Origin of the sequence: uncultured Amaricoccus sp., assembly GCF_937891315.1 — a bacterium.
Taxonomy (GTDB): Bacteria; Pseudomonadota; Alphaproteobacteria; order Rhodobacterales; family Rhodobacteraceae; genus Amaricoccus.
Window position 1 is genome coordinate 1 of the sequence record NZ_CALAGI010000085.1, and the last position, 21,433, is coordinate 21,433.

A 21,433-nucleotide genomic window follows, 5' to 3' on the forward strand; every position below is an offset into this window, starting at 1 on the left:
CCCGGCCGAGCAGCAGCGCGCCGCCCGCGCGGAGCGCGACGCCAGCGAGGCCGGCGGCGGCGGCGGCGCGCAGCGTGGCCGGGCCGACGGCGGGCAGATCGACGCGCCAGTCCTGGCCGGGCTTCGGCCCCTTGTAGAGCACGCCCCGGCCGCCGGCGGGATCGGGGCGGAACGCGGCGCCGGTGCGGGCGACGAATTCGAGCATGGCATCGGTGCCCTGGATCGATTCGACGCCGAGACAGAGGCCCTGGGCCACCACCGCCCCCTGCCCGACATCGACGACGCCGAGCGCCGCGACGATGGCGGCGGCGCGGGCCGCGTCGATCCGATCGGCCTCGCTCGGCGCGACGCGGCCAAGGATCCCGGCGGGCGCGAGCAGGTCGGCTAGGATCTCGTGCGGCGCGCGCAAGGTCAGCCCCTCGGCTTCCAGCACCTCGGCGACGAGGCGCAGGGTCCGGTCATCGCCCCCCTTGAGGCCGGAGAGCACCTTCGGCGCCAGCCGCAGCAGCTTCAGGTCGAAGCGCAGGGGATTGAGCTCGGGCCGTCGCATGCCGCCGGCGAGCGTGATCTCCCGGCAGCCGGCGGCCCGCAGTTCGGAGAACAGCCGTCCGGGCTTCTCGAAGATCGCCGGGATGCTCGGATGGCCGTCCAGCCAGTCGAGCGGCACGCCTTCGAAGACGACGACCCGGTAGGGTCGGCCGCGCCGCGCGCAATCCTCGGCGATCAGTCGCGGCAGGATGCCCCGGCCGGCGACGATGGCGAGCACGCCGCCGGGCGCCTCCGACATGGGATCCGTCCCGGGGGGCATGGGGTCAGTCCCGGGGCAGCGTGAAGGAACGCGTCGAATCCGTGGTGAGAAAGCGCACGATCTCCTGCACCAGCGGGTTTCCGGCATGCGCCGCGCCCGCCGCCTCGACCCGCGCCTTCAAGGTGCCTTCGCCTTCGAAGATCTCGGAATAGGCGGCGCGCACCTCGTGGATCGCGACCCGGTCGACGCCCCGTCGCTTCAGTCCGACGAGATTGAGCCCGACGAGATGGCCGCGCTCGCCGGCCACCATGGAATAGGGCACCACGTCGGCGACGACGCCGGTCATGCCGCCGACCATCGCGCCGCGGCCGATGCGCACGAACTGATGCACCCCCGCCATGCCGCCGAGGATGACATTGTCCTCGACCACGCAATGCCCGGCGAGGGTGGCGCAGTTCGACATCACCACCCGGTCGCCGACCTGGCAGTCGTGGCCGATATGGGTATGCATCATGAAGAGCCCATCGTCGCCGATCCGGGTGACCCCGCCGCCGCCGGCGGTGCCCGGGCTCATCGTGGCATATTCGCGGATCCGGTTGCGCGCGCCGATGATGAGCTCGGTCCGCTCGCCCGCGTATTTCAGATCCTGCGGTATGTGGCCGACCGAGGCGAAGGGAAAGATCACCGTGCCCGGCCCGATCCGGGTGACGCCGGCCAGCGCCACGTGGCTCAGCAGCCTCACCTCCTCGGCCAGCGTCACCTCGGCGCCGATCACGCAATAGGGACCGATCTCGCAGCCGGCGCCGATGACCGCGCCGTCCGCGACGATCGCGGTGGGATGGAGCCGGGCCTCGGGATGGATGCTCAAGCTCTAGCCCTTCGGTTCGACGATCATCGCGGTGAAGGTCGCCTCGGCGCAAAGCGTGTCGCCGACGATGCCATCGCCGCGAAACTTCCACACCTTGCCCCGCCCGCGCAGGATCTCGATACGCAGTTCCAGCACGTCCCCGGGCACCACCGGCTGGCGGAACTTCGCTTCCTCGATGCTCATGAAATAGACGAGGAGATCGTGGTCCACGAGGTCAAGCGTCTTGATCACCAGCACCGCCGCCGCCTGGGCCATCGCCTCGACGATCAGCACGCCGGGCATCACCGGGCGCGCCGGGAAATGCCCGTCGAAATGCGGCTCGTTCACCGTGACGTTCTTCAGTCCGACCGCCGACTTGCCGGGCACGATATTCAGCACGCGATCCACCAGCAGCATCGGGTAGCGATGCGGGATCATCCGCTTGATGTCGAGAATATCCGCCTGGGCGAGGGTTTGGTCTATCGCCAGTGCCATCCGCGTCTCCTCACTGGTCGCCTTCCGCCGGAGCCGCCCGTCCCGGCGCCGGCAATGGCGCGGGAACGGTGTCCAGCGTGGCGGGAGGCACTGGTACAGCCGCGGGAGGCTGGGCGTCAATCTCGGCGATCACCGCGCCGGTGATATTGAGGCTGTCGTCGGCGAGAAGCACGCTGCTCTCGTCGAAGATCGCATAGGCGTGGTAGCGCCCGAGCAGCTTCACGAGGATCGGCGCCACCGAGGAATAGAAGGCGCGGCGACGGCGGTCGAGATCCTGGGCGAGCGAGCTCGACCTTGCATCCTGATCCTGCCGGGCCTTGACCACCCGCGCGTCGAAATCGTCGGCCCGGGCGCGGAACTCCTCCGACGACAGCGTCTTGCGCAGCTCGGTCAGCCGTTGCTCCTCGTCCTCGAAGGCGGCGTCGATGGCGCGCGCGTCGCCGCGCAGCGCGTCGCGGGCCGCCTCCTCCTCATCGAGCAGCTTTCGCCCGGTCTCGGAGTCGGTGAGGATGCGCTCCTGGTTCAGGAACAGGAAGGTGCTGGCCGGCTGTTCGGGCGCCCCGCTCGTCGCGGCGGGGGCGTCCGACGCGAAACCGGGGCTCTCGGGGACAAGGCTCCCGGGGGCCGGGCTCTCGGGCGCCGGACGCTGGGCGGGCGGCCCGTCCTGCGCGGGCGCGGCGGTGGCCAGCGCCAGCGCGCCGACCAGCGCGGCGGCGAGCAACCCCGGGCGGCCGGCGGCGGGAGAGCGAACTCCGCCCCTGCCCGTCCGTTCCGGCCTGTTGATCCTGCGCGACATCTTGACCACCGAACGACTCCGTCTGGCCCGGATATCGCGCTAGAACCGGGTCTGGACGGAGAAGCGGAACCGTTCGAGCTCGTCATCGTCCACATATTTGAGGGGAAAGGCGTAGTTGAAGCGCAGCGGCGCGAAGGGCGTGTCGACGAAGAGGCTGGCGCCCGCCGACCAGCGGGTGATCAGCGCGTCGTCCACCGGATTCTGCTGGCTGCCGTCGGTGTCGTCGAGGCCCCAGAGCGACCCGAAGTCCGAGAACAGGCCGCCATAGATGCCGTACTGTTCCGGGACGCCGATCGGGAAGCTCGCATCGAGCCGGAGCACGCCGAAGAAGTTGCCGCCGAGCGCCTCGTTCACCTCGAGATCCTCCTGCGGCGATTTGCACTGGCCGATATCGCACTTGTCGCGCGGGCCGATGCCGTTGCGCGCGAAACCGCGGAAGGAATCGCCGCCGGTGTTGAAGCGGTTGATGATGCGGGTGCCGTCGGCGGAGAAGATCGCCCCGCCCTCGAGCTCGGCCGAGAGCACCAGCGCTTCCTCGAAATAGCTTGTGTAGACGCGCGCGGTGCCCCGGGTCTTGGACAGCCGCACGTCGCCGCCGAGGCCGTCGAACTCCTGGTTGAGGGACAGGATGAAGCCCGCGGTCGGATCGACCACCGAGTTCCGGCGGTCGTAGGCATAGGTGAAGATCAGGCCGGAGGTGATCTGCTTGCCCTGCTCGTTCTCGATGATCTGCGACGTGTCCGGGGCGACGTCGAAAATGTCGTCCTGCGAGATCTTGTAGCGGATGGTCAGTCGCCCGTTCTCGCTGAGCGGAAAGCCGATCCGCGGCTCGAAGCCGATGTTCGAGGTCTGGAACGACTGCTCGTCGAAATTGGTCTCGCGGTAGTAGATGTTGAAGCCGGCGAGCAGGTCGCGATCATAGAGCGCGGGTTCGGAAAAGCCGAACTCGATGTTCTGGTTCTGAGTGCTGGCCGAGACCGAGGCCGAGACCGTCTGGCCGCGGCCGAGGAAGTTGCGTTCGACGATGCTGACCTGGGCGGTCAGGCCCTCGGAACTCGAGAACGCGCCGCCGAGGCTGAGGCTGCCGGTCGGCTGCTCCTCGACCTCGACCGCGACCAGCGCCTGCTGCGGCGATGTGCCCTCGCGCACCTGGACGGTCGCGGTCTTGAAGAAGCCGAGCCCGCGGATGCGATCCTCCGCCTCGCGGACCTCGCGGGCATTGAAGGCGTCGCCTTCGACCACGTGGAACTGGCGCCGGATCACCCGGTCGAGCGTGCGGGTATTGCCCGAGATGTCGATGCGCTCGATGAAGACGCGCTGACCCTCGACGAGCTGGAACTCGATATCGACGGTGTGGGCGGCGGCGTTCTTGGTGACTTTCGGGCGGATCTCGACGAAGGCGTAGCCCTGCTGGCCGGCCTGGTAGGTCATGCGCTCGATCACGCGGTTGACCTGCTTGACGTTGTAGACGCCGCCGCCCTGCACCGGTTCCAGCAGCGGCGCGAACTCCGCCGCGTTGAGGCCGGGCGTGGAGGAGCTGACCGACATCGTACCGAAATTGTAGCGCTGGCCCTCGCTGAGGGTGAATTGCAGGAAGAAGCCGTTGCGCTCGCGCGCGAGCTCGGCGGTGGCGGATTCGACCTGGAAATCCACGAAACCGCGTTCGAGGTAATATTGGCGCAGCTTCTCCTTGTCGACCTCGAGCCGATCCGCGTCGTAATTCACGTTGCCGAACAGGAAGCTCAGCCAGTTGGCCTCGTTGGTGCCGATCACACGGCGGAGGGTGCGGTCGGAAAACACCTGGTTGCCGGTGAAATTGACCCGCTGCACCTCGGTCACGCGGCCCTCGAAGATCTCGAAGACGAGATCGACGCGATTGTCCGACTGCTTGATGATGACCGGATTGACCGAGGCGGCATAGCGCCCGGAGGCGCGATAGGCATCGACGATCGCCTGGGAATCCGCCTCGGCCGCCGCGACGGAATAGGCGAGCCGCGGGCGCAGCTGGATCGCCTGGAGGAGCACGTCGTCCTTGATCGACTTGTTGCCCTCGAAGGCGATCTGGTTGATCGTCGGGTTCTCGACCACGGTGATGACGAGCCGCCCGGCCTCCGGCATCACGTCCACGTCCTGGAAGAGGCCCGAGTCATAGAGACGGCGCACCGCGAGGTTCATCTGCTCGGGCGTCACCGGCGTGCCGGGCTCGATGCCGGCGAAGACGCGGATTGTGTCCGCCTCGATACGCTGGTTGCCGGCGACATCGACGCGGCTGAAGACCGCGGTTCCCTGCGCCTTGGCGGACGGGTCTGGCAAAAGCGTCAGGAAAAGCAGAGCCAAGACCAACACGCGGGGTATGGCCCGCATCCACCGCCGCTGCGCCATGCCGCACTGCCCTTTGCCCGAGGTCGGGCGGTTTGACCCGCCCCTTTTTTCAACTCACCATTCGCATGATGTCGTTGTAGGTAGCAAATACCATCAGCAGCAGGATCAAGCCAAGGCCAATCGACATCGCAAGCTGCATCGCGGCCTGACTGGGCGGACGTCCGCGGACCGCCTCGATCAGGAAGGCGACGAAATGGCCGCCGTCGAGCACCGGGATCGGAAAGAGGTTCAGAAGGCCGATCGCGGTCGAGATCACCCCGATCAGCACGATGAAACTGGTCAGCCCCTGCGAGGCGGTCTCGCCCGAGATCTGGGCGATGCCGATCGGGCCCTGCAGGTTCTCGGTTCCGATCGAGCCGTTCAGGATCGAGCGCATGCCGCGCAGCGACTGGGTGATGACCTCGGTGACGCGGGAGACGCCGTAGGCGGCGGCGGTCCAGGGCGCCGGCGTCTCGAACAGCGGCAGATAGAGCGGCGCGCCGGCGACGCCGATCATCACCCGCCGCTCGAAGCCGCCCTGGCCATTGTCGGTGTCGCGTTCGATCGGCTGGATTTCGAGGCCAATCTCCGCGCCATCGCGCCAGACCCGGAGCGGGATCGGTCGGCCGCCGGAATCCACCACCACCTGGCGCAGCTCGCCGAACGAGGCGAGCGGCTTGCCGTCCGCCTCGAGGATCACGTCGCCGCGCCGGAGCCCGACGGCGCTGGCCGGCGACAGCGGCTCGACCCCGTCGACCAAAGGCGGGAAGGGATAGGGCGCGTCGAGGGTGACCCTGCCGCCGTTCCGCTCGATTTCGAGCGTGAGCGGCCCCGGTTTCGGCAGCGCGCCGGCCAGGCGGTAGAAGCCGTCGAACCTGTCGATCGCCTCGCCATTCACGGTGAGGATCACGTCGCCGACGGCCAGCGGCTGGGCGACGCCCGGCAGGGGCGCGATGGCGCCGATCGTCGGCCGGTTCGACGGGATGCCCTGCCAGAGGGCGAGGCCGGTGAAAACGACGAGGGTCAGCAGGAAATTGGCGAAGGGGCCGGCGAGCACGGTCAGCATGCGCCGCCCGACCGTGGCGCCGTGAAAGCTGCGCGCGCGGTCGGCGGGAGCCAGACGATCGAGCGCCACCTGATCGGCCCGACTGGCGCCGTCGCCGTCGCCGAGAAACCTCACATAGCCGCCGAGCGGCAGCGCCGCGAGCTGCCAGAGCGTGCCCCGCCGGTCGCGCCGGGACCAGACCACCGGTCCGAAGCCGATGGAGAACACCTCGGCCTGGATGCCGCACCAGCGCGCGACGATATAGTGGCCGTATTCGTGCACGGCGACGACGATGCCGAGAACCGCCAGGAAGGGCAGCACGGTGGAAAGAAAACCCCCGAAGAAGGGGATGCCGGCGATCAGGTCCATCATGTCACCTACCGCTGAAGGCCCCGACCCAGACACCCGCCATCCGGCGGGCCGCCGCGTCGAAATCCATCACAGTTCCAAGGTCATAATCAGGCCCAAGGCCGGCGGCGTCCGGACCGAGCTTCTCCAGCACATGCTCCACGAGGACCGCCATGTCAAGAAAGCCGACCGCTCCTAGTAAAAATGCGTCGAGCGCCGCCTCCTTGGCCGCGTTGAAGACCGCGCCGCTAAGGCCGCCCATCGCCATCACCGCGCGCGCCAGGCGCAGCGCGGGGAAGCGCACCGGATCGACGGCGGCGAAGTCGAGCCGGCCGAGCGCCGCGAAATCCAGCCTCTGGACCGGCAGCGGCTCGCGCTCCGGCCAGTTGAGCGCGAAGCCGATCGCGCCGCGCATGTCCGAGGGGCCGAGCTGGGCGATGATCGACCCGTCGCAGAAGCCGACCATGGAATGGACGATGGACTGCGGATGCACCACCACCTCGATCCGCTCCGGCGGCACGTCGAACAGCGCCTGCGCCTCGATCATTTCCAGCGCCTTGTTGAACATGGTGGCGCTGTCGATCGAGATGCGCTCCCCCATGTCCCAGTTCGGATGCGCCCGCGCCTGCGCCGGGGTCACGCTGGCCATGCGGCGGCGGGTCCAGTCGCGAAACGGTCCGCCGGAGGCGGTGAGGATCAGCCGCTCGGCGTCGCGCTCCGCCTCGCCGCGCAGCGCCTGGAAGATCGCGCTGTGCTCGCTGTCGACCGGGATCAGCCGGGTGCCGTGCGCGACGCAGACGCGGCGCAGCAGGGCGCCGGCGCAGACGAGGCTCTCCTTGTTGGCGAGCGCCAGCACGCCGCCATGCGCCGCCGCGCGGAGCGACACGGCGAGGCCGGCCGCGCCGACGATCGCCGACATCGCCCAGTCCACCGGCTCGTCCGCCGCCGCCGCCAGCGCCTCGGCGCCGGCCGTCGCCTCGATCCCGGCGCCTTCCAGCGCGGCGCGCAGCTGGTCCAGACGCGAAGGATCGGCGGTGACGGCGATTTTCGCCCCGAGGTGCCTCGCCTGCTCGGCGAGGAGGGCGACATTGCCGGAGCCGGTGACGGCCACGACCTCATAGGCATCGGCCCCGCCCTGCGCTTCGAGCACCGACACCGTGTTGCGTCCGACCGATCCGGTCGCGCCGAAGATGCTGACCCTGCGCCGCATGGCGAGCAGTGTTATCCCAACGATCCAAGGCCGAAAAGGCCGCAGATCGCCAACAGCCAGACCGCGCCCATCAAACCGTCGAGCCGGTCCATCACCCCGCCGTGGCCGGGGATGAGATGGCTCGCGTCCTTGACCCCGAACCGGCGCTTGACCGCCGATTCGAGCAGGTCGCCGGCCTGCGAGGCGACGCTGGCACCGAGGCTGAGGAGCAGCGCCTCGACCGGGCCGAGCCCCGCCCAGATGCCGAGCGGCAGCCCGACGAGCGCGGCGGCGACGAGCCCGCCAACCGCGCCCGAGCGGGTCTTGCCCGGGCTGACCCGGGCCCAGAGGCGCGGACCGCCCACCATGCGCCCGACGAAATAGGCGCCGACATCCGTGGCGACCACGACGACGACCAGCCACAGCACGACGATCATGCCGCTCGGCTCGAGGTTGCGCAGCGGGATCAGCGCGCACATCGCGCCGCCCATGTAGCCCAGGCCGCCGACCAGCCAGCCGACCCGCCGCCCGCCATAGGCGAAGACCAGCGCGCCCCCCGCGACGAGGCAGGCGAGGCCGGCCGGCAAGCCGAGAAACAGGGTGACGAAGACCGCGCCCGCGCCGCAGATGCCCAGCACGACGAAGGACGGCGCCAGCAGGTCGGCGTCGCCCGTCACCATCCGGTGCAGTTCCCAGAGCATGAGCACGAGGGCGACCGCGACCAGCGCGGCGACCCAGAACCCGCCCATCCAGAGATCGACCAGCGCGATGAGGGCGAGGGCCACGCCCGAGGCGAGACGCAAGCCAAGATCGCCGAAGCGGATCGGCTTCGGCGGCGCGTCCTTCATCCGGCGACGGCGCCGAACCGGCGCTCGCGACGTCCGAAACCGCGCACGGTGGCGGCGAACATCTCGGTGGTGAAATCGGGCCAGCGCGTCTCCACGAAGGCGTATTCCGAGTAGGCGGCCTGCCACGGCAGGAAGCCGGAGACCCGGAACTCGCCCGAGGTGCGCACGATGAGGTCGGGGTCCGGCAGGCCGGCGGTATCGAGATGGGCGCCGACGGTCTCCGGCGTGATGTCCTCGGCGCGGAGACGGCCGTCACGGACCGCCTCGGCGACGCGGCGGGTGGCGCGCACGATCTCGTCGCGGCCGCCGTAGTTGATGGCGACGGTCAGATGCAGCCGGTCATTGCCGGCGGTCTGGCTCTCGAGCCCGGCCATCAGCGCCCGCAGATCCTCCTCCAGCCGCTCGCGCCCGCCGATGAAGCGCACGCGCACGCCCTCGGCCACCAGCCGGGCGCCCTCCTTCTTGATGTAGCGGCGGAACAGGCGCATCAGCCCCATCACCTCGATCACCGGGCGCTTCCAGTTCTCGGTCGAGAAGGCGAAGAGCGTCAGGTGGGTGATGTCAAGCTCGGGGCAGCTCTCGACGATCTCGCGCACACGGTCGGCGCCGCGGCGATGGCCCGCCAGCCGGGGCAGCCCCCTGTTCTCGGCCCAGCGACCATTGCCGTCCATGATGATGGCCACGTGCGACGGTGCCTGCTCACCGCCCGGCCGGTTACTGCTGTACATCGTTACGCCACCTCTGCCCGAACGCCTGCGATACTTGACCCTAGATCAGCTCGTCCTAAATTTGCATTATTTCTTCTTGTTTCGCCTCGAGCGCCGCGTCGATGCGGCCGATCGTGGCGTTGGTCAGCTCCTGGACCTCGTCGGACCAGATCTTGTGATCATCCTCGGCCATGCCGGCGGCCTTGGCGCGCTTCAGCTGGTCCATGCCGTCGCGGCGCACATTGCGCACGGCGATCCGCGCGCTTTCGGCATATTGCCCCGCGACCTTCGCCAGCTCGCGCCGGCGCTCCTCGTTCAGCTCGGGGATCGGCAGGCGCAGGATGGTGCCGTCCATCTGCGGATTGATGCCGAGGCCCGAGTTGCGGATCGCCTTGTCGACGGCGTTGGCAAGGCTCTTGTCCCAGACATTGACCAGTACCATCCGCGGCTCCGGCACGGTGATGGTGCCGAGCTGGTTGATCGGCGTCGGACTGCCGTAGGCCTCGACCGTTACCGGATCGAGCATCGAGGCCGAGGCACGGCCGGTGCGCAGCGAGGCGAATTCCGTGCGCAAGGCGTGCAGCGCGCCATCCATGCGCTTTTCAAGCGCGGCGACATCGATCTCTTCAGCATCCGACATGGCTGCCTCCCTGTCCCGGTCGCGTTATCTCAACCGGGTTCAACAATGGTAAACCGACCCCTGCCCTGCACCACGCCGGCGAGGCCGTTCGGCTCGTCCAGCGAGAAGACCACGATCGGCAGCGCGTTGTCGCGGGCGAGCGCGATCGCCGCCGCGTCCATGACCTTGAGGTTCATCGCCAGTACCTGATCGTAGCTGACGCGGTCGAACCGCCTGGCGTCGGGGTTCTTCTTGGGGTCGCTGTCATAGACGCCATCGACCTGGGTGCCCTTGAAGATCGCCTCGCAGGACATTTCGCTGGCGCGCAGGGTCGCGGCGGTATCGGTGGTGAAATAGGGGTTGCCGGTGCCGGCGGCGAAGATCACCACCCGGCCCTTTTCCAGATGCCGCACGGCGCGGCGGCGGATATAGGGCTCGCAGACCTGGGCCATCGGGATCGCCGATTGCACGCGGGTATAGGTGCCGAGCGACTCCAGCGCCGATTGCATGGCGAGCGCGTTCATGATCGTGGCCAGCATGCCCATGTAGTCGGCGGTCGTGCGCTCCATGCCCTGGGCGCTGCCGTGCAGGCCGCGGAAGATGTTGCCGCCACCGATCACGAGGCAGATCTCGACGCCGAGCTCGTGCAGCGCCTTCACTTCCCCGGCGATGCGCTCGACGGTCGGCGGATGCAGGCCGAACTGACCCGGTCCCATCAGGGCCTCGCCGGAGAGCTTCAGCAGGATCCGATTGTAGGCCGGGCGGGTTTTCGGCGTCGGGATACTCGCCAAACCATCGGTCATGATCCCGCCGCTCCGCTCATAATTCAGGCTCGCGATGGCGGTAAACCGCGATCGCCCCAATGTCAAACTCCGAAGGATCGGAGCGATTCGAAAGCCGCGGACGCGCGCTTTTTGGGCAGGCGCCGGGCCGGGTGAACGCTCGCGAGCCTTGGCGAAACCGAACCGCCGCGGGGGACCGCGGCGTCCCCGCGGCGATTTTCGCCGGATTTTCCGCCGGAACCGTACCGATCGGCGGGCCGGTGTCGTCCCCGCGCCGCCGCGTCGATCAGCGGCCGGCGGTCTTCGCCACCTCGGCGGCGAAATCCTCGACTTCCTTCTCGACGCCCTCGCCGACGGCGAGGCGCGCGAAACCGGTGACTTCGACGCCCGCGTCCTTCGCGGCCTGGGCGACGGTGACATCGGGATTCATCACGAACTTCTGGTTGAGAAGGGTGACCTCCTCGAAGAATTTGTTCATGCGGCCGACGATCATCTTCTCGATCACCGCCTCGGGCTTGCCGCTCTCGCGGGCCTGCTCGGTCAGGACGTTCTTCTCACGCTCGATCAGCGCCGCGTCGAGATCCTTCTCGCTGAGCGAGGCGGGGCTGGTCGCCGCCACATGCATGGCGATCTGCTTGCCGATGCCATTGTCCGCGCCCTTGAGCGCGACGAGCACACCGATCTTGCCGAGACCGTCGGCGACCGCGTTGTGAACATAGGAGGCGACGCTGTCACCCTCGACGGCCACCATGCGGCGGACATGCAGATTCTCGCCGATCGTCGCGATCTTCTCGGTCACCGTCTCCTCGACGGACTTCTCGCCGAGCTTGGCGCCCTTCAGCGCCTCCAGATCGGAGACGCCGGTCGCGACCTCGGCGATCCCCCGGACCGTGGCCTGGAAATCGGAGTTGCGCGCGACGAAATCGGTCTCGGAATTCACCTCGACCGCGACGCCGACGCCGCCCTTCACCGCGACGCCGACCAGACCCTCGGCCGCGGTGCGGCCCGACTTCTTCGCCGCCTTGGCGAGGCCCTTGGTGCGCAGCCAGTCGATGGCGGCTTCCATGTTCCCGTCCGTTTCGGTCAGGGCCTTCTTCGCGTCCATCATCCCCGCGCCGGATACGTCGCGCAGTTCCTTCACCATCGTCGCGGTGATCGCCATCATCGCTCTCCTCAACCGTTCTGCTCTAGTCGTTATGAATTCGCGCGGACCCCGCTTTCGGGTCCGCGACGATTTCGCGACGGATCACGCCTCGGCGGCGTGCTCTTCCTCGGCGAATTCCTCCACCGGCGCCTCTTCCATCGCGCCGATGTCGATGCCGGCGGCGCCCATCTGCGCCGACATGCCGTCGAGCGCGGCGCGGGCGATCAGGTCGCAATAGAGCGCGATGGCGCGCGCCGCGTCATCGTTGCCGGGGATCGGATAGTCGATACCGTCGGGCGAGGAATTGCTGTCGAGCACCGCGATCACCGGGATGCCGAGCTTGCGCGCCTCGAGGATCGCGAGATCCTCCTTGTTGGTGTCGATCACGAAGATCATGTCCGGCACGCCGCCCATCTCGCGGATGCCGCCCAGCGACTTCTGCAGCTTGTCCTGCTCGCGCTCGAGGCCCAGCCGCTCCTTCTTGGTCAGGCCGACGGCGCCGCCCGCGAGCTTTTCGTCGATCGACTTCAGACGGCTGATCGAGTTCGAGATGGTCTTCCAGTTGGTCAGCGTGCCGCCGAGCCAGCGGTGGTTCATGTAGTACTGCGCCGAGCGCTCGGCCGCGTCGTGCACCGCCTTCTGCGCCTGGCGCTTGGTGCCGACGAAGAGGATGCGCCCGCCGCGCGACACGGTCTGCTGGACGGCGTGCAGCGCCTGGTCAAGCAGGGGGACGGTCTGGGTCAGGTCGATGATATGGATGCCGTTGCGGTCGCCGTAGATATACGGCCCCATGCGCGGGTTCCAGCGGTGGGTCTGGTGGCCGAAATGCACGCCGGCTTCCAGCAGCTGACGCAAGGTGAACTCGGGAAGAGCCATTCAGTCGTTCCTTTTCCGGTTTCGCCGCGACGGGGAGAAGAGCCTCTCGGCCCAACCGGTGGACGCCCGGGGATGTCTCCCCCGGAAGCCGCGCCCCCGCCTGTGGATTGAGTGGCGAGCCCATAGACGCTTCCGGGTGGCTTGGCAAGGGCCGGATTCAGCAGGTCGCTCGCGCTCCGGTCTGGCGGTCGGCTCCCGCGGGGCGCGCGGCCCCTGGGTCCCGCTCCGGCCGACGCCAGAGCGCCCGAGCGGCCTGTTGGCGGGGCCCCTCGTCCTGCCCGACAGGAATTCCGCCAATATGAAACTGGAAGAGGGCTCATACCAAATCCGTTTGATTGTTTCGCCTTCGCCTGCGCCCTTCCCCGCCGCCGGCGAGCAACGCCGGGGCGATGCGCGGCGTCCGAGCCTGCACTGCGCGATTTCGAGGTTACGCGAAATCGGGACGGGCGTGCCCTGCCGGGGCATGACCGTCTGCGACGGTCATGCCGGGCACACCCGTCCCGATTCAGCCGTTCTGGGAAATTCGCACCCCTCGCGCCCTCCGCAAGCTTGCTCCGGGCGCGCGGACCGCGGGCGCGCCACTGGCGCCCTGGTATCAGCAGGGATGCCCCCCGCCCGCCGGACCGGCCTTGACCTCCTTCGCGCGCGCGTGACACCGTCCGCCGGCAGGCCAGAGGAGGACCCGATGCGCGTCGAAACCGAGGCCCCGACGATCCGGCTGGCGGACTATGCGCCACCGGACTGGCTGGCCGAGACCGTGGACCTCGCCTTCACCCTCCACCCCGCCGCAACCCGGGTCCGGGCGCGCATCGCCTTCCGGCCGAACCCCGCCCGCGGCGACGCGGCCCCGCGCGAGCTTCGCCTCGATGGCCGCGCGCTGCGCCTGATCTCGGCCAGCATCGACGGCGTTCCGGTGCCGGAGAACGCGCTGACCCGCGACGACGAGGGGCTCGCCGTCGCAGCCGACCTCGTGCCGGCGCAAGGCTTCGTCTGGGAAGCCGAGACCGAGATCGCGCCCGAGGACAACGGCGCGCTGGAAGGGCTCTACATGTCGCGCGGCATGTACTGCACCCAATGCGAGGCCCAGGGCTTTCGCAAGATCACCTATTTCCCCGACCGCCCCGACGTGATGGCGACCTACCGCGTCAGGATCGAGGGCGAGGCGCCGGTCCTGCTCTCGAACGGCAATCTCGTGGCGAGCGGACCCGGCTGGGCCGAGTGGCACGATCCCCATCCGAAGCCGAGCTATCTCTTCGCGCTGGTCGCCGGGGATCTCGTCGCCGTCGAGGATCATTTCACCACCCGCTCCGGCCGCCGCGCGCTGCTCCAGATCTGGGTCCGCCCCGGCGACGAGCCGCTCTGCGGCTATGCGATGGACGCGCTCAAACGCTCGATGCGCTGGGACGAGGAGGAATACGGCCGCGAATACGATCTCGACCGGTTCATGATCGTCGCGGTCGATGATTTCAACATGGGGGCGATGGAGAACAAGGGCCTCAATATCTTCAATGCCCGCTATGTTCTGGCGAGCCCCGAGACCGCCACCGACGCCGACTACAAGGCGATCGAGACCATCATCGCCCACGAATATTTCCACAACTGGACCGGCAACCGGATCACCTGCCGCGACTGGTTCCAGCTCTGCCTCAAGGAAGGGCTGACCGTGTTTCGCGATCAGCAGTTCTCGGCGCATGAGCGCGACGCGGCGGTGAAGCGGATCGAGGACGTGATCCGCCTGCGCGGCGCGCAGTTCCGCGAGGATGGCGGGCCCCTCGCCCATCCGGTCCGGCCGGAGGAATATGTCGAGATCAACAACTTCTACACGGCCACGGTCTACGAGAAGGGCGCCGAACTGATCGGCATGCTGCGGCGCCTCGTCGGGGCGGAGACCTACCGCGCGGCGCTCGACCTCTATTTCGAGCGCCACGACGGCCAGGCCTGCGCCATCGAGGACTGGATCGCCGTGTTCGAGGACGCCTCGGGCCGCGACCTCGCGCAGTTCAAGCGCTGGTATTCCCAGGCCGGCACGCCGCGGGTCGCCGTCGCCGAAAGCTGGGAGGACGGACGCTACAGCCTCACCCTCAGCCAATCGACCCCCCCGACGCCCGGCCAGCCGGAGAAGGCGCCGCTGGTCATCCCCGTGGCCTACGCGCTGCTCGACGAGGCGGGCGGCGAGGTGGCGTCCGGCGAGCTGGAGCTGACCGAGCCCCGGCAGAGCTTCGACTGGGCGCTCGCGGCCCGTCCGGTGCCGTCGCTGCTGCGCGGTTTCTCGGCACCGGTGATGCTCGAACGGCCGAGCACGCGCGACGAGCGCGCCTTCCGCCTCGCCCATGACGGCGATCCGTTCAACCGCTGGGAAGCGGGCCGCGCCGCCGCGGTCGACGCGCTCGCGGCGCTGGTCGCCGACCCGGGCGCGTCCGTCGATCCGGGCTATCTCGCCGCGCTGGCGGCGGTCGCGGATGACCGGCGGCTGGACCCCGCCTTCAAGGCGCTGGCCCTCGGCCTGCCCTCCGAGGAGGAGACCTTCGCCTCTCTGGCAGGCGAGACGGCCCCGGACCCGCTCGCCGTGCATCGGGCGCGCGAGGCGCTTCGGGCCGCGATCGCGACCGCGCTCGGCGACCGGCCGGCCCGGCTCTATGCCACGAACGCCGTGCCCGGCCCCTACACACCCGACGCGGCCGCCGCCGGAAAGCGCGCGCTGCGGGCGCGGGCGCTCGAATTCCTGACCGCGCTCGATCCCGACGCCCACGAGGCCGCCGCGCAATTCGCCGCCGCCGACAACATGACCGAGCGGATGACCGCGCTCACCCTCCTCGTCGGCCGCGGCCGGGGCGAGGCCGCGCTCGCCGCCTTCCATGACGACTGGCGCCAGGATCGGCTGGTGATCGACAAATGGTTCGCCGTCCAGGCTACCCAGACCCCGCCGGCGCTCGCCGTCGAAACCGTCGCCGCCCTCACCCGCCACGCCGATTTCGACTGGCGGAACCCGAACCGGTTCCGCGCGCTGATCGGCGGTTTCGCGATGGGAAATCTCGCCGGGTTCCATCGCGCCGACGGGCGGGGCTACGGGCTGTTCATCGACTGGCTGATCCGCCTCGACCCGATCAACCCGCAGACCACGGCGCGGCTGGCGGCGACCATGGGCAACTGGACCCGCTTCGACGAAGGCCGCCGCGCCGTCATCCGGGCCGAGCTTGAACGGCTCGCGGCGCTCCCCGGCCTGTCGCGCGATACCGGCGAAATCGTCGGCCGGCTGCTGCGGGCGGAGACGCGCTGAGCGGGCGGCCGCCGCCTGCCGTACGGACCGGATCTGGTGGCGCGGGGCGCGAGGGATTCGAATTTGGCCGGGAGCCTTGATGCGGGGCGGGCATTCCCGGCCTGCCCGTCACCGACCACGGGCACCGACCACCGGGCACCGACCATCGGGCATCGGGCATCGGGATCGTGAGAGGCGAGAGCCAACCCTTGCCGAGATGGCGCCGCGCGGCTAAGCCTCGCCAACGCCGAAACGAGGACTGGGAATGGCCGAACTCGCCTACAAGGAGCCCGAACCCAAGGTCATCGCCGGGGCGAAGGGCGATTGGGAAATGGTGATCGGGCTGGAAGTCCATGCCCAGGTCACATCGAAGGCGAAGCTCTTCTCCGGCGCCTCGACCACCTTCGGCGCCGCGCCCAATTCCAACGTCAGCCTGGTCGACGCCGCCATGCCCGGCATGCTGCCGGTGATCAACGGCTATTGCGTCGAGCAGGCGGTCCGCACCGGGCTGGGGCTCAGGGCGCGGATCAATCTCTATTCGCGCTTCGATCGCAAGAACTACTTCTACCCCGACCTGCCGCAGGGCTATCAGATCAGCCAGCTCTACCACCCGATCGTCGGCGAGGGCGAGATCCTGGTCGACATGGCCCCCGGCGTCGCCCGCAAGGTGCGGGTCGAGCGCATCCATCTCGAACAGGACGCCGGCAAGTCGGTGCATGACCTCGACCCGAATCTCTCCTTCGTCGATCTCAACCGCTCCGGCGTCGCGCTGATGGAAATCGTCTCGCGCCCCGACATCCGCGGGCCGGAGGAAGCGGCGGAATATGTCCGCAAGCTGCGCCAGATCCTGCGCTATCTCGGCACCTGCGACGGCAATATGCAGGAAGGCAGCCTGCGGGCCGACGTGAATGTCTCGGTGCGGCCGAAGGGCTCGACCGAACTCGGGACGCGCTGCGAGATCAAGAACATGAACTCGATGCGCTTCATCACCCAGGCGATCGAGTACGAGGCCCGCCGCCAGATCGCCATCCTCGAAGACGGCGGCGCAATCGAGCAGGAAACCCGCCTCTACGATCCGAACCGGGGCGAGACCCGCTCGATGCGGTCCAAGGAAGAGGCGCACGACTATCGCTACTTCCCCGACCCCGACCTGCTGCCGCTGGAACTCGACGCCGACTGGATCGCCGGCATCGGCGCCGGCCTGCCGGAACTGCCGGACGCGAAGAAGGCGCGCTTCGTGCTCGACTACGGCATGACCGAATACGACGCCGGCGTGCTGACCGCCGAGACCGCCAGCGCCGACTATTTCGAGGCGGTGGCGACCGGGCGCGACGGCAAGCAGGCGGCGAACTGGGTGATCAACGAGCTGTTCGGCCGGCTGAACAAGGAAGGCATCGCCGTGGAGGCGAGCCCGGTCGATCCCACCCAACTCGGCGGGCTGATCGACCTCATCGGCTCGGGCGAGATTTCCGGCAAGATCGCCAAGGAGGTGTTCGAGATCCTCTGGACCGAGGGCGGCGATCCGGCGACAATCGTCGAGGCGCGCGGGCTGCGCCAGGTCACGGATACCGGGGCCATCGAGGCGGCGGTGGCGGCGGTGATCGCGGCCAATCCCGACAAGGCGGCGGCGGCCCGCGAGAAACCGTCGATGGCTGGCTGGTTCGTCGGCCAGGTAATGAAGGCGACCGGCGGCAAGGCCAATCCGCAGGCCGTGAACGCGCTGATCCGGGCGAAGCTGGGACTCGACTGACCGCGGGGGATAAGGATGACCTACTACGACTACAAGGTGGTCCCGGCACCGCGCCGCGCCCGCAAGGTGAAGGGCGTCGCCGCCGGTCCGGACCTCTTCGCCCTCACCCTGACCGAGGCGATCAACGAGGTCGCGCGCCAGGGCTGGGAATATTACCGGTCCGAGGCGCTGAGCATGGAAGGCCCGGCCGGCTGGGTAAAGCGGGCGAGCGTCGAGGAGCAGACGATGCTGATCTTCCGCCGCCCGCGCGAGCATCTGAGCCCGCGCCTCGCCGCCGCGCCGGCCGAGACCGGCGCCCCGCGCGAGCCGGTGGAGCCGGGTCCGCGGCTGGCCGAGCTCGAGCGTCCCGCCTTCGAGCGCCCGGTCCCCGTCCGCCGCGAGCCGTCGCGGGTCGAGCCGCGCGTCTCGGAAGATTCGCCGACGCCGGTGACGCCCCTCAGGCCCGGCCCGCGCCTCGGACCCGCCGAGAAGTCCTGACCCGGCCTCGCGGGTCGGATCAGGTCGGGTCCGGTCCGCTGAGATCAAGCGCCAGCGCGTGGAGCCCAGCGTCGAGTTCTTCCCTGAGCGCGTCATGGACCGCGCGACCGCGCTGCACCCGGCTCAGCCCTTCCAGGGCGGCCGCGCGCATCACGACGCGGAAATGCGTGCCGCCCCCCTCGCGCCAGCCGCCATGGCCGCGATGCTGCTCGCTCTCGTCAAAGACTTCGAGGCGGGACGGCGCGAAGGCCGTGGTGAGCTTCGTCTCGATCGTCGCCGCGCTGACTGCCATGCCGTCCCCCCTGTTTCCCGCGGCGTCTCCCGCGGTGCAAACGGGGTTGGCCCGCGCCGCCAAAACACTAGACTGATGCCCCCGAGTCGCAAAGCTGAAAGGATCGGCCCGAAATGAGCCGCCGCTCACCCTTCGATTTCGATATTTCCGTGTCCGGCGACAAGAAGCGGCGGGCGCGTTCGCGCGGTCTCAGCGGCGCGATCGAGACATCGAGCCGGACCTGCGACAAGCCCGGCTGCGAAAAGCCCGGCAAGTTCCGCGCGCCGAAATCCCCGGACCATCTGGACGAGTTCCTGTGGTTCTGCATGGACCATATCCGCGAGTACAATCTGAAATGGAACTTCTTCCAGTCCCATTCCGACGCGGAGCTTGAGCAGCAATTCGCCGCCGACCGGGTCTGGGAACGCCCGACCCAGCCGTTCAGCGCCACCGTCGGCCGCGGCCAGCCGCATGCCGAGGGCCGGGCGTGGCAACGGTTCGGCTTCGACGATCCGACCGAGGTTCTGGGCGACAAGGCGACGCTCAATCCGGGGGCCGCGCGCGGCGCGGTCCGGCCCCAGCGCCGGCTGCCGCCGACCGAGCGGCGCGCGCTCGAGATCCTCGATGCGCAGGACAGCCAGAGCAAGACCGAGATCCGCAAGATGTACAAGGCGCTGGTCAAGGATCTGCACCCCGACATGAACGGCGGCAAGCGCGACGACGAGGCGCGGCTGAGCGAAGTGGTCTGGGCCTGGGAACAGATCAAGGCGAGCCGCGGTTTCCGGGATTGAGCGCGGCGGGATCGAGCGGAGGTCGGGGAACGTGAACGCGGACTGGCAGGTTTTCCTCGCCGCTCAGATCGGGGCCTCGGCCCCGCTCCTGGGGCTGATCTTCATCGGTGTCTCGCTCAATCTCGACAAGATTCTCGCAGGAAGGGGGCTGACGAGCCGGGCATATCTCGCGCTGCTGCTGATGCTGATGGTGCTCGTCGTCGGCTCGCTCGCGCTGGTCCCGGGCCGGCCCGACGCGTTGCTCGCCGCGGGGGCGGCGGGGGCCGGGATCGCGCTCAACATCGTCGGAACCCATGTCAGCCGGCGAAGCTGGAGCGCGCCGGCGACGACGCGAGGAGCCATCGCGGTGAATTTCGTCATGACGCAATGCGCGAGCCTGCCCTATCTCGTGGCGGCCGTCGCGCTGTTGACCGGCGGATCCGGGGTGCTCGGATGGATCGCGGCCGGAATGATCTTCTCGATGATAAAGGCGGTGTCCGATGCCTGGGTGCTGCTGGTGGAAATCAACCGCTGACGGGAGCGGGAGAGAGCGTCGGCGCGACGCTCACGGCCGCCGTGGTGAACCGGATTTCCTGCAACACCGGCGGCTGCGGACCGCAGGCGCTGAGCAGCAGGCCGGCGACGACGAGAATGAGGCCGATACGCGATCCCATGGCTTACTCCTTCAAGACCCTAGACACGAACCGCGAGTGTCGGGTGAGCCGGTGGGACGAGTCAAGCACGCCGGCGCCCGGTGGTTAGCGCTAAGGAGAAGCGCGCCGGGTGGGTGCCTTGCATCGGCTGCGCAATTGCGACACATACGCGGAGGGCGCGCGCACCGGCGCCCATCCGAATTTTGACCCGTTCCGGGCCAGATCTGGGGAGCGGGGAACATGGCGGACGGCGGGATGGAAATGCTGGGGGAACCGACCAAGGATTTCAGCGTCCGCGAGCTGTTCGGCATCGATTCCGACATGAAGGTGAAGGGCTTCGCCGAGCCTTCGGACCGCGTGCCCGACATCGACCCGACCTACCGCTTCGACCGCGACACCACCCTCGCCATCCTCGCCGGCTTCGCCCACAACCGCCGCGTGATGATCCAGGGCTATCACGGCACCGGCAAATCGACCCATATCGAGCAGGTGGCGGCCCGGCTGAACTGGGCCTGCGTGCGGGTCAATCTCGACAGCCATATCAGCCGCATCGACCTGATCGGCAAGGATGCGATCCGGTTGAAGGACGGCGTCCAGGTGACGGAGTTCCAGGAGGGCATCCTGCCCTGGGCTTTGCGCAACCCGGTGGCGATCTGCTTTGACGAATACGACGCCGGCCGTCCGGACGTGATGTTCGTGATCCAGCGCGTGCTGGAGGTCGACGGCAAGCTGACTTTGCTCGATCAGAACAAGGTGATCCGGCCGCATCCCTTCTTCCGGCTGTTCTCGACGGCGAACACCGTGGGCTTGGGCGATACCACCGGGCTCTATCACGGCACCCAGCAGATCAATCAGGGCCAGATGGACCGCTGGTCGATCGTGGTGACGCTGAACTATCTCGCGCATGACGCCGAACAGAACATCGTGCTCGCCAAATATCCAGGCTACGACACCGCCGAGGGCAGGAAGACGATCAGCCGCATGGTGACCGTCGCCGACCTGACCCGCGCGGCCTTCATGAACGGCGATCTCTCGACTGTGATGAGCCCGCGCACCGTCCTCGCCTGGGCCGAGAACGCGCGCATCTTCGGCGATGTCGGCTTCGCCTTCCGCCTGACCTTCCTCAACAAATGCGACGAGCTCGAGCGGCAGACGGTGGCGGAATTCTACCAGCGCTGCTTCGACAAGGAACTGCCGGAAAGCGCGGTCAGCGTCTCTCTCGGCTGAGACCGCCCCCGGAGGGGCGGCCTCGGCCGGTTCGCTCATACCAAATCCTGACTACCTCGCCTTCGCCCTTCCCCGCCCGGACCTCGCCTAGCCGCCCAAGGCGGCGCTCCTGTCGATGCCCCCGCCGCCGGCGAGCAACGCCGGGGCGGCGACGTCCGAGGCTTCGCTTCGCGATTTCGAGGTTACGCGAAATCGTGACGGGCGTGCCCTGCCGGGGCTCGCCC

21 protein-coding genes are annotated in these 21,433 nt (G+C 68.8%); 6 read left to right on the forward strand and 15 right to left on the reverse strand.

What is annotated here, in order from left to right:
• The 13 genes from lpxI to rpsB form a co-directional block, all read right to left on the reverse strand.
• Positions 1-787, reverse strand: a 787-nt coding sequence (lpxI, locus tag Q0480_RS07535) for a UDP-2,3-diacylglucosamine diphosphatase LpxI (RefSeq protein WP_299131796.1), incomplete at its 3' end; no start/stop codon positions are given.
• 25 nt (positions 788-812) lie between these two features.
• Positions 813-1,616 (reverse strand): acyl-ACP--UDP-N-acetylglucosamine O-acyltransferase, encoded by an 804-nt coding sequence (lpxA, locus tag Q0480_RS07540; protein ID WP_299131797.1) that lies wholly within the window; start codon positions 1,614-1,616, stop codon positions 813-815.
• Positions 1,617-1,619: 3 nt separating this feature from the next.
• Complete coding sequence (gene fabZ / locus Q0480_RS07545; protein WP_299131798.1) at positions 1,620-2,090, reverse strand: 3-hydroxyacyl-ACP dehydratase FabZ; 471 nt, start codon at positions 2,088-2,090, stop codon at positions 1,620-1,622.
• A gap of 10 nt (positions 2,091-2,100) precedes the next feature.
• Positions 2,101-2,886 carry an OmpH family outer membrane protein gene (locus Q0480_RS07550; protein ID WP_299131799.1) on the reverse strand — a complete coding sequence of 262 codons (786 nt, stop codon included), beginning with the start codon at positions 2,884-2,886 and terminating at the stop codon, positions 2,101-2,103.
• A gap of 39 nt (positions 2,887-2,925) precedes the next feature.
• Positions 2,926-5,223 (reverse strand): outer membrane protein assembly factor BamA, encoded by a 2,298-nt coding sequence (bamA, locus tag Q0480_RS07555; protein ID WP_299131800.1) that lies wholly within the window; start codon positions 5,221-5,223, stop codon positions 2,926-2,928.
• Positions 5,224-5,317: 94 nt separating this feature from the next.
• Positions 5,318-6,661: an RIP metalloprotease RseP gene (rseP, locus tag Q0480_RS07560; protein ID WP_299131801.1), complete on the reverse strand. Its 1,344-nt coding sequence runs from the start codon at positions 6,659-6,661 to the stop codon at positions 5,318-5,320.
• A gap of 4 nt (positions 6,662-6,665) precedes the next feature.
• Entirely contained in the window at positions 6,666-7,850 is a 1,185-nt protein-coding gene (gene dxr / locus Q0480_RS07565; RefSeq protein ID WP_299131802.1) for a 1-deoxy-D-xylulose-5-phosphate reductoisomerase, read from the reverse strand.
• Positions 7,851-7,861: 11 nt separating this feature from the next.
• Positions 7,862-8,677, reverse strand: a complete 816-nt coding sequence (locus Q0480_RS07570) for a phosphatidate cytidylyltransferase (protein WP_299131803.1) — start codon at positions 8,675-8,677, stop codon at positions 7,862-7,864.
• Positions 8,674-9,405, reverse strand: coding sequence for a polyprenyl diphosphate synthase (gene uppS / locus Q0480_RS07575; RefSeq protein ID WP_299131804.1), 732 nt, complete (start codon positions 9,403-9,405; stop codon positions 8,674-8,676). Before uppS ends, Q0480_RS07570 begins: the two co-directional genes overlap by 4 nt.
• Positions 9,406-9,460: 55 nt before the next feature.
• Complete coding sequence (gene frr / locus Q0480_RS07580) at positions 9,461-10,024, reverse strand: ribosome recycling factor (RefSeq protein ID WP_299131805.1); 564 nt, start codon at positions 10,022-10,024, stop codon at positions 9,461-9,463.
• 29 nt (positions 10,025-10,053) lie between these two features.
• Positions 10,054-10,806, reverse strand: coding sequence for a UMP kinase (gene pyrH / locus Q0480_RS07585; protein WP_299131806.1), 753 nt, complete (start codon positions 10,804-10,806; stop codon positions 10,054-10,056).
• Positions 10,807-11,071: 265 nt separating this feature from the next.
• Entirely contained in the window at positions 11,072-11,947 is an 876-nt protein-coding gene (gene tsf / locus Q0480_RS07590; RefSeq protein ID WP_299131807.1) for a translation elongation factor Ts, read from the reverse strand.
• A gap of 84 nt (positions 11,948-12,031) precedes the next feature.
• Positions 12,032-12,805, reverse strand: coding sequence for a 30S ribosomal protein S2 (gene rpsB / locus Q0480_RS07595; RefSeq protein WP_299131808.1), 774 nt, complete (start codon positions 12,803-12,805; stop codon positions 12,032-12,034).
• Positions 12,806-13,490: 685 nt separating this feature from the next.
• Here rpsB and pepN point away from each other — a divergent pair.
• The 3 genes from pepN (at position 13,491) to Q0480_RS07610 (ending at position 18,288) form a co-directional block, all read left to right on the forward strand.
• On the forward strand, positions 13,491-16,082 hold the full coding sequence (gene pepN / locus Q0480_RS07600) for an aminopeptidase N (RefSeq protein ID WP_299131809.1): 2,592 nt from the start codon (positions 13,491-13,493) through the stop codon (positions 16,080-16,082).
• A 244-nt stretch (positions 16,083-16,326) separates the two neighbouring features.
• A complete protein-coding gene (gatB, locus tag Q0480_RS07605; protein ID WP_299131810.1) occupies positions 16,327-17,811 on the forward strand; it encodes an Asp-tRNA(Asn)/Glu-tRNA(Gln) amidotransferase subunit GatB in 1,485 nt (494 codons plus the stop codon).
• A gap of 15 nt (positions 17,812-17,826) precedes the next feature.
• Positions 17,827-18,288, forward strand: coding sequence for a hypothetical protein (locus Q0480_RS07610; RefSeq protein WP_299131811.1), 462 nt, complete (start codon positions 17,827-17,829; stop codon positions 18,286-18,288).
• 19 nt (positions 18,289-18,307) lie between these two features.
• Here Q0480_RS07610 and Q0480_RS07615 read toward each other — a convergent pair whose 3' ends face one another.
• Positions 18,308-18,580 carry a BolA family transcriptional regulator gene (locus Q0480_RS07615; protein WP_299131812.1) on the reverse strand — a complete coding sequence of 91 codons (273 nt, stop codon included), beginning with the start codon at positions 18,578-18,580 and terminating at the stop codon, positions 18,308-18,310.
• A 113-nt stretch (positions 18,581-18,693) separates the two neighbouring features.
• On the opposite strand from Q0480_RS07615, the gene Q0480_RS07620 reads away from it, so the two are divergent.
• Entirely contained in the window at positions 18,694-19,350 is a 657-nt protein-coding gene (locus Q0480_RS07620) for a DnaJ domain-containing protein (RefSeq protein ID WP_299131813.1), read from the forward strand.
• A 31-nt stretch (positions 19,351-19,381) separates the two neighbouring features.
• A complete protein-coding gene (locus tag Q0480_RS07625) occupies positions 19,382-19,864 on the forward strand; it encodes a hypothetical protein (RefSeq protein ID WP_299131814.1) in 483 nt (160 codons plus the stop codon).
• On the opposite strand, the gene Q0480_RS07630 is transcribed toward Q0480_RS07625, so the two are convergent.
• Positions 19,854-20,003, reverse strand: a complete 150-nt coding sequence (locus Q0480_RS07630) for a hypothetical protein (protein ID WP_299131815.1) — start codon at positions 20,001-20,003, stop codon at positions 19,854-19,856. The genes Q0480_RS07625 and Q0480_RS07630 overlap by 11 nt on opposite strands.
• 219 nt (positions 20,004-20,222) lie before the next feature.
• On the opposite strand from Q0480_RS07630, the gene cobS reads away from it, so the two are divergent.
• Positions 20,223-21,209, forward strand: a complete 987-nt coding sequence (gene cobS / locus Q0480_RS07635; protein ID WP_299131816.1) for a cobaltochelatase subunit CobS — start codon at positions 20,223-20,225, stop codon at positions 21,207-21,209.
• Positions 21,210-21,433: the final 224 nt, after the last annotated feature.